Source organism: Edaphobacter bradus (assembly GCF_025685645.1).
GTDB lineage: Bacteria > Acidobacteriota > Terriglobia > Terriglobales > Acidobacteriaceae > Edaphobacter > Edaphobacter bradus.
In genome coordinates this window covers 603018-609430 of record NZ_JAGSYF010000004.1, presented here as the reverse complement: position 1 = coordinate 609430, position 6413 = coordinate 603018, and the positions used below count along the sequence as shown (strand labels likewise).

Sequence of the window (6413 nt, the reverse complement as noted above, 5' to 3'; positions counted from 1 at the left end):
CCCTTGCAGAAAGTCACCCTGCGGCGTCACGAAGGTTCCATCTTCGGCGAAGATAGACGCTCGGAGTTCGGCATTCTTCTGAAGGAAAGCGTTAGCAAAGGCATCTCCGAGCCCGCGAACGGCTGCTTCGTCTCGAGCCGAGGTGGCATTCGCCGTGGCGGTCGCACCGATGACGAGCGTGCATGCGAGAAACGCCAAGCCGAGACGCTGCAGCAGGCCTCGGAGCGCTGACTTGGGCTTCTGGGGCGCTGAATCGTTGGTGTGAGTTGCGATCAAAGCGTGACGGGGATTAGCGATGCGAGCCGTCCCTTGCCTGAGCGGTAACTGGAACGGCCTCGACTCTCTGAAACGAGACTCAGGCGCCTACGCCCGAAATGGCCGTGACCCCGCCGTCGATCAAGAAGTCTGCCCCGACGACGTACGCAGATTCGTCTGACGCGAGGTAAACTGCCAGCTTCGCAATTTCCAACGGATCGGCCATCCGCTTGCTCGGATTGTTGGTTCGGAGGACGTGCTTAACCGCCTCGCCTTGCTCTTCGCTTGGGAAGCGACCAAACATCGCCGTGTCCGTCGGGCCTGGGCTTAGGGTATTCACGCGAATCCCGCGGTCCACGAGTTTGGCGCTGAGGATTCGAGCGAGATGGACGACCGCGGCCTTGCATGTCGAGACGGTCGAAGTTGTCGGCCATCCCTTGCGGGCGCCAACGGACGCATTGATGATTACAGACGAGCCCTCCCTGAGTAGCGGCAAGGCCTTTTGAATCGTGAAGTAAACCCCTTTGAAATTGACGTTTACTACCCTGTCGAAGCTTTGCTCCGTCACGTCTTCGAACGGAAGGAACTCGCTGTAACCTGCATTTACGAAGACGCCGTCCAGGTACTCAAACTCCCGCTTGATCGTGGCGAACATCGTGTCGAGGTCGGCGAGATTGCTGACGTCCGTCCGAACCGCGAGACTTCCGGCTCCAAGCGTCTCGTTAGCCGCCTGCAGCGTCGTCTCATTCAAGCCGCAGATCGCGACGCGCGCGCCCTCAGCGTCGAATTCCTGCGCGGCGGCCAGGCCAATGCCGCTGTTGCCGCCGGTGATAAGGATATTCTTGTCCGCTAGCCTACCCATTGTCGTCACTCCTTCGGATCAAACATGTTCGTGTCGGTTACAGTTTCGGGTAAATTTAGCCGACGCCGCGTACCAGCTCCGCGAGATTCGCTTTGCTAAGGGCCTGCTCAACGAGGTCGTTTGCGTATATGACGCTCGTCATATATGATGGCAATCATGCAAGAGGGGTTCTCTTTTTTTGCGGAAAGGGCCTTTATGCGCTATCCGGCAACCGAAACGGCCGAGAAGCACGACCGCATCGTGCAAGAGGCCTCGCGTCTCTTTCGCGAACGTGGTTTTGAAGATGTGACCGTCGCTGAGGTCATGAAAACAGCGGGGCTGACCCACGGCGCGTTCTACAGCCACTTTGAATCCAAGGAGGCTCTGATGGCGGCGGCAGTGGAATATGCCATGCAAGGGGTACTCCGTGGCGTGAAGAAGAGTTTCCCAACGCTGGAGGGAAGACGGGCCTATCTGGATCGGTATCTAACCGCAAGGCACAGGGACACGCCTGGAACTGGGTGCCCGATGGCTGCATTGTCGGGCGAAATACGGAACGAGCCGGAAGTGAAAGGTAGGTTCACGGCAAATCTTAAGGAGATTATCTCAGCGATAGGAGGCGAACGCAGAGAGGCGATGGCGACCCTAGCAACCCTAGTAGGAGCGATTTCGCTTGCCAGGGCGGTCGATGACGAGACGTTCTCACGAGAGATACTGCGGGAGGTGCAAAAGAAACTAGATGGAGAGATGGCTGGCTAAAAAAGGAGTGGAAAATGACGCCCCGGCTTGAGCCGAGGAACGGAAGACAGGCCGAGGAGGATACGTAATGTAGACGTTCCTCGGGAGGTGGAACCTGTCTACCTGAGCGGACACCAATTGCCAAGCCACGAATCCCCCTCTCTAACATCGTGCAGTGGAGGGAGAGGCTATTGCACACGATGGAGGTATCGCTGTTCCCCGCTTGGGCCGGGAACAAGCAGCCTCGGCTTGCTCACGTGGAGGGAGACACGTTGCAACTCAGTACTGAGGGTCCAGTTCAGTCTGGCGGTGAACAGGTGATGATGTTTCTCCTTTGACGACGCGTTTTACGCAACAACTGATCGTTCTCTTCACACCTCACAAAGAAAGGCTATCTTGAATATGGCAACAGAAAATGCACTGATCGATGGAGCACTTCGCAATTGGCACTCAAATATTGACCAGGCTGGAAGATTTCTTCCGTTCGTTATCGGATGACGATCTGCAAAAAGGAGATCGCGCCCGGAAAGAATCGCTTGATCTACGTTTGGGGACACCTCACTGCGACCAACGACAGGATGATTCCTCTTCTCGGCTTCGGTGAACGCCGCTATCCCGAGTTGGATCTGATCTTCATTTCCCAGCCTGACCGTGCCGTTCCTCACAACTTTGCAGGTGAGGCCATGGGCGACATGTGGAGTCAATTGGACGATTTCCTTTGAGGTGAATTTGCAAGGCTAACGCCAGAGGAATGGCTGGAAAGGCATCATGGGGTCTCACCAGAGGACTTTGAGCGTGAGCCGCACCGAAACCGTTACGCGATACTGCTGGGCCGGACGGCACACCTGGCTTATCACCTCGGTCAAGCCATCCTCGTAAAACGCTAACAACAGTAACGTCATCGAGAGTAAGTGTTGATGTTGAACCTAGCATAGTGCGGCGAGGATTCGATATCCAAACTGATGGAACCGGCCGCAACCCACGAACCCTAAGAAACAAAGCACTTCATCTTTCAAGAGCAATTCTGGAGCCACGCAATCCCATAGCCAGGGCAGCGACAACAACCGACGTCTTCAACGCTATCGCGGAAATGAAGCGACGAGAGATGATCGGACTCCTAAACGATGGCAAGTACTGGACTGTTAGCGAAATCGTCGGTCGCATGAAAATTACGCAACCCACCGCTTCCAAGCACCTTCTAGTGCTGCACAAGGTCGGTATTGTGACGGTCCTAAAACACGGTCGGTATAGGCGGTATCGACTAAATGCGCAGAGCTTACGGCCCCTATTTGATTGGGCGAGAATGTCCAAAGGTAAATGGAATTGTCCTCTGGACAGCAATTGCAAACGTCCTTCGTGAGAGAAAGGGAGCACGGACCCATCGAACGCTCACCACGAAGTGGGCCATCGCCTCACGAGAAGATGGTGAACGGGCAATGGGGTCAGCGACGAACAAGTGCCACCCAGCAGTCCGCTGCGATTACACATAATCGAGCGTAATCAAGTCAACATTTGGGAGGGCACTCGCTCCTCGAACTCTACCTCAAATACCATCACAAATATGTGATTCGATTTGTCTTGGTGCCCCCGGAGGGGAACTCGAACCCCCACTCGATTTCTCGATGCGAATTTTAAGTCTCCGAAGGATACCGTAAGTCTATGATAAATAAGCGTGATCGAGCGAAAGCCAGCTTGACCCCAAGTCCTTGTCTACCAGACATTTATCGTAGTTGAGCGTAATTTGGCCAAACTGATGTCTGTACCCGAAATCGCTGGGTTTTACATCCGTCCAGTACTGCAATTGCAGTATGAAGCTACCGCAATCTAGCGCCAATTCCCTACCTTCTTTAGTTAATCGTTTGGGTCTGAACATTCGCTCGCAGAGCTACCCGGATGAATTCGCGTTCTCTCTTCGGTGAGCACATCGATCTGTTAGCTACAGTTGAAAAGAGAGGGTCACTTGTCTGAAATGGCGACTTTTCGTCCAAGTGGAAAGTCCCCCACTGGAAATCGGTGAACACACTAGCCCGTTTCCCGATACCAATTCTGTCGAAAGCAGTAATAGGCGAACTCAACGAGCGCTTTGGCGTGCTCTTTCGCCACGGACTCTCTTCGATCCCGGAGTCCACCGGGAAACAATTGGCGGTTACGATCCCCCACGGGCACATTTCACTCGCCCGAATTATCTGCGGAAGCAGCAGGATCAAATGAGGAGCATGAGAGAAACTGAAGAGCCATGTCAACCGTACGAGTCAATTCAGCTCTGCCTGCGCCGTTCACAGCCTGCATCCCAATGCCGATCATGATCGTTGCGATGTACCGAGCATAGTCGGCGGCGTTTACGTCTCGGCCCAGTTCGCCCTCACGTTGTGCCCGCTGAATGCGTTCCTTAATCAGGTTCTCATTAGATCTGCGCCATTTGGTCATGACTTGAGTCACAAGTTCTCCGTCAGTTCCGCAAGCGAGCGCTCCGTGAATCGACAGACAGCCCTTTGGATTACCGGGGACCGAGAGGGAGTTCACCATTCCTCGAAACAGCGCCTCGATCGCTCGAGGGAGAGTCGGCTCGGCGAGCGCCTTTGGTATATACAACATCAGTCCTGACTTATAACGTTCCACCGCTTTAAGGAACAGGCCATCCTTACCCCCAAATGCAGCATGGATGCTCGAACGACTAAGCCCTGTCGCATCGGTGAGGTCTGTCATAGTGGTTCCTTCGAAGCTTTTCTCCCAGAAAACCCGCATCGCCGCGTCAATCGCCTTGTCCTCGTCGAAGCTGCGAGGTCGCCCTTTCGTCGCATGTTCCATTCGCCAATCAAGCTCCTTCCTGAATTCGACGCAATCGCGTGCGGAAAAAGCTCAAAGATTTTTGCATCCATCACACATGCAGTACATCTGTACGCTATGTACAGAATAGAGCGCCGCGCCGGTTCTGTCTTCAACCGAATAGAGAATTCGCGATATTGAGGCATGTGAAGCGCAATGGAACAGCAACGCACAACAACTGCGGTGAAGAGGATGAAGGTGTTGCGAACGTCCCATCCAATGAGATTCGAAAGACGCGGAATTCCTTCAGGCAAGTACGCTTCGTTCGGTCTATGGACGGTTCTCGCCATCTTGGCGACGGGTTGCACTGTCGGCCCCCGTTATGGAAAACCAGTTACCTCGGTCCAACCATTTCATAACGTACCGTCGATTGAATCACGGCAGGCGGTTCTGCCGGCGCCGCAGCTAGATACTTGGTGGACTGGTTTCGATGATCCAGAACTAACCAGGATCGTTGAGAGGGTCCTAAATCAGAATCTCGATCTTGCCGAATCTTTCGCCCGAGTGGAACAAGCGCGGGCGGCTGCCAAAGAGGCCGGTGCAAAGCTGAAACCCTCCGGTTCGGTTATTGCACAATCCAACTCATTTCGACAGTCGTTGGATGGTCCATTTGGCCGATATGCCACTACCTTTCCAGGCTACCATCGCAACCAAAGTTATTTAGACCTCGGGTTGGAAGCCTCATGGGAAGTTGATCTGTTCGGTGGACTTAGGAGAGGCGCTGAAGCTGCAAGCGACGAAGCCCAGGCGGCCGAGGCAGAAAGACTCGGCGTTCGTGTTTCCGTAGTTGCCGAGGCAGCGGATGCGTATATGCAAATTCGTGGCGCACAGGTCCGTCTTAAGGTGGCGAAGGAGCAAATCACTACCGATAAGCACTTGCTCGCCCTTGTCTCCCAAAGAAGAGCTGCCGGCGTCGCATCCGACAGAGAGCTTGCTCAGGCGGAGGCTCTTTTGGCTCAGGCAAAGGCCACAGTGCCTCTCTTAGCCATCGTTCTGGAGGCGCAGTTGAATCGCCTGGATTTGCTCATGGGAGCTCAGGCCGGCACATACGCGACCGAATTGGAGGCTCCTGGGGAGATTCCATCTGTTCCGTCGATCTCCACGACGGCAAACGCGAGTGATCTCCTTCGCCGCAGGCCAGACATAGTTGCCGCAGAAAGAAGACTCGCCGCGTCAAACGCGCGAATTGGCCAAGCGATTGCGGAGTATTATCCCAAAGTTTCACTGTCAGGGCTTCTTGGTAGTGAAGCAATCAGTCCTGGAGGTCTTTTTCGCGAGAGTGGATTTCAGCCGGGTGCTATTGCTGGTCTTCAATGGAGACTATTTGACTTCGGTCGCGTCGATGCGGAGGTCAAGCAAGCGAAGGGCGCGAACGCCGAAGCTCTCTTGCGGTACCGGAGTTCCGTACTGCACGCCACTGAAGATGTCGAAGATTCGTTCAGCCTCCTGGCGCAGTCAGAGGTTCGACGGGACGAAATACTCGTCGAAATAGCGGCCCTGCAAAGAGCAAGAGACCGTTCCCAGGAGGCATATCAGGCTGGAGTGATCGGATTGACAGATGTGCTCGACGCCGATCGCCAGTTGCTGGTTGCGAGAGACGACCTGGCATTTACCAAGCAAGCTTCAGCCCAGGCCGCGGTCGGATCCTTCCGCGCGCTCGGCGGAGGATGGACGCCATGAATCCGTGTCATTCAGAGAATTTCATGGACAGCCGGCGCTAACGCGCCAACCGAATCTGTTCAAAAACGCGATG

At 54.7% G+C, this 6413-nt stretch carries 7 protein-coding genes; 5 read left to right on the top strand and 2 right to left on the bottom strand.

The window, feature by feature from the left end:
* Positions 1-231: hypothetical protein (locus OHL16_RS17625; protein ID WP_263368493.1), on the top strand; the 231-nt coding region annotated here is incomplete at its 5' end.
* Positions 232-355: 124 nt separating this feature from the next.
* On the opposite strand, the gene OHL16_RS17620 is transcribed toward OHL16_RS17625, so the two are convergent.
* Entirely contained in the window at positions 356-1117 is a 762-nt protein-coding gene (locus OHL16_RS17620) for an SDR family oxidoreductase (RefSeq protein WP_263368492.1), read from the bottom strand.
* Between the two features lie 156 nt (positions 1118-1273).
* On the opposite strand from OHL16_RS17620, the gene OHL16_RS17615 reads away from it, so the two are divergent.
* The 3 genes from OHL16_RS17615 to OHL16_RS20390 all read left to right on the top strand — a co-directional run bounded on the left by OHL16_RS17615 (position 1274) and on the right by OHL16_RS20390 (position 3194).
* Positions 1274-1855: a TetR/AcrR family transcriptional regulator gene (locus OHL16_RS17615; RefSeq protein WP_263368491.1), complete on the top strand. Its 582-nt coding sequence runs from the start codon at positions 1274-1276 to the stop codon at positions 1853-1855.
* A 557-nt stretch (positions 1856-2412) separates the two neighbouring features.
* Positions 2413-2556, top strand: coding sequence for a hypothetical protein (locus tag OHL16_RS17610; protein WP_263368490.1), 144 nt, complete (start codon positions 2413-2415; stop codon positions 2554-2556).
* A 212-nt stretch (positions 2557-2768) separates the two neighbouring features.
* Positions 2769-3194, top strand: coding sequence for an ArsR/SmtB family transcription factor (locus OHL16_RS20390; RefSeq protein ID WP_396127214.1), 426 nt, complete (start codon positions 2769-2771; stop codon positions 3192-3194).
* Positions 3195-4003: 809 nt separating this feature from the next.
* Here the strand turns inward: OHL16_RS20390 and OHL16_RS17605 are convergent.
* Positions 4004-4642, bottom strand: a complete 639-nt coding sequence (locus tag OHL16_RS17605) for a TetR/AcrR family transcriptional regulator (protein ID WP_263368489.1) — start codon at positions 4640-4642, stop codon at positions 4004-4006.
* A gap of 174 nt (positions 4643-4816) precedes the next feature.
* On the opposite strand from OHL16_RS17605, the gene OHL16_RS17600 reads away from it, so the two are divergent.
* Positions 4817-6340, top strand: coding sequence for an efflux transporter outer membrane subunit (locus tag OHL16_RS17600; protein ID WP_263368488.1), 1524 nt, complete (start codon positions 4817-4819; stop codon positions 6338-6340).
* The last annotated feature ends 73 nt before the right edge of the window (positions 6341-6413 follow it).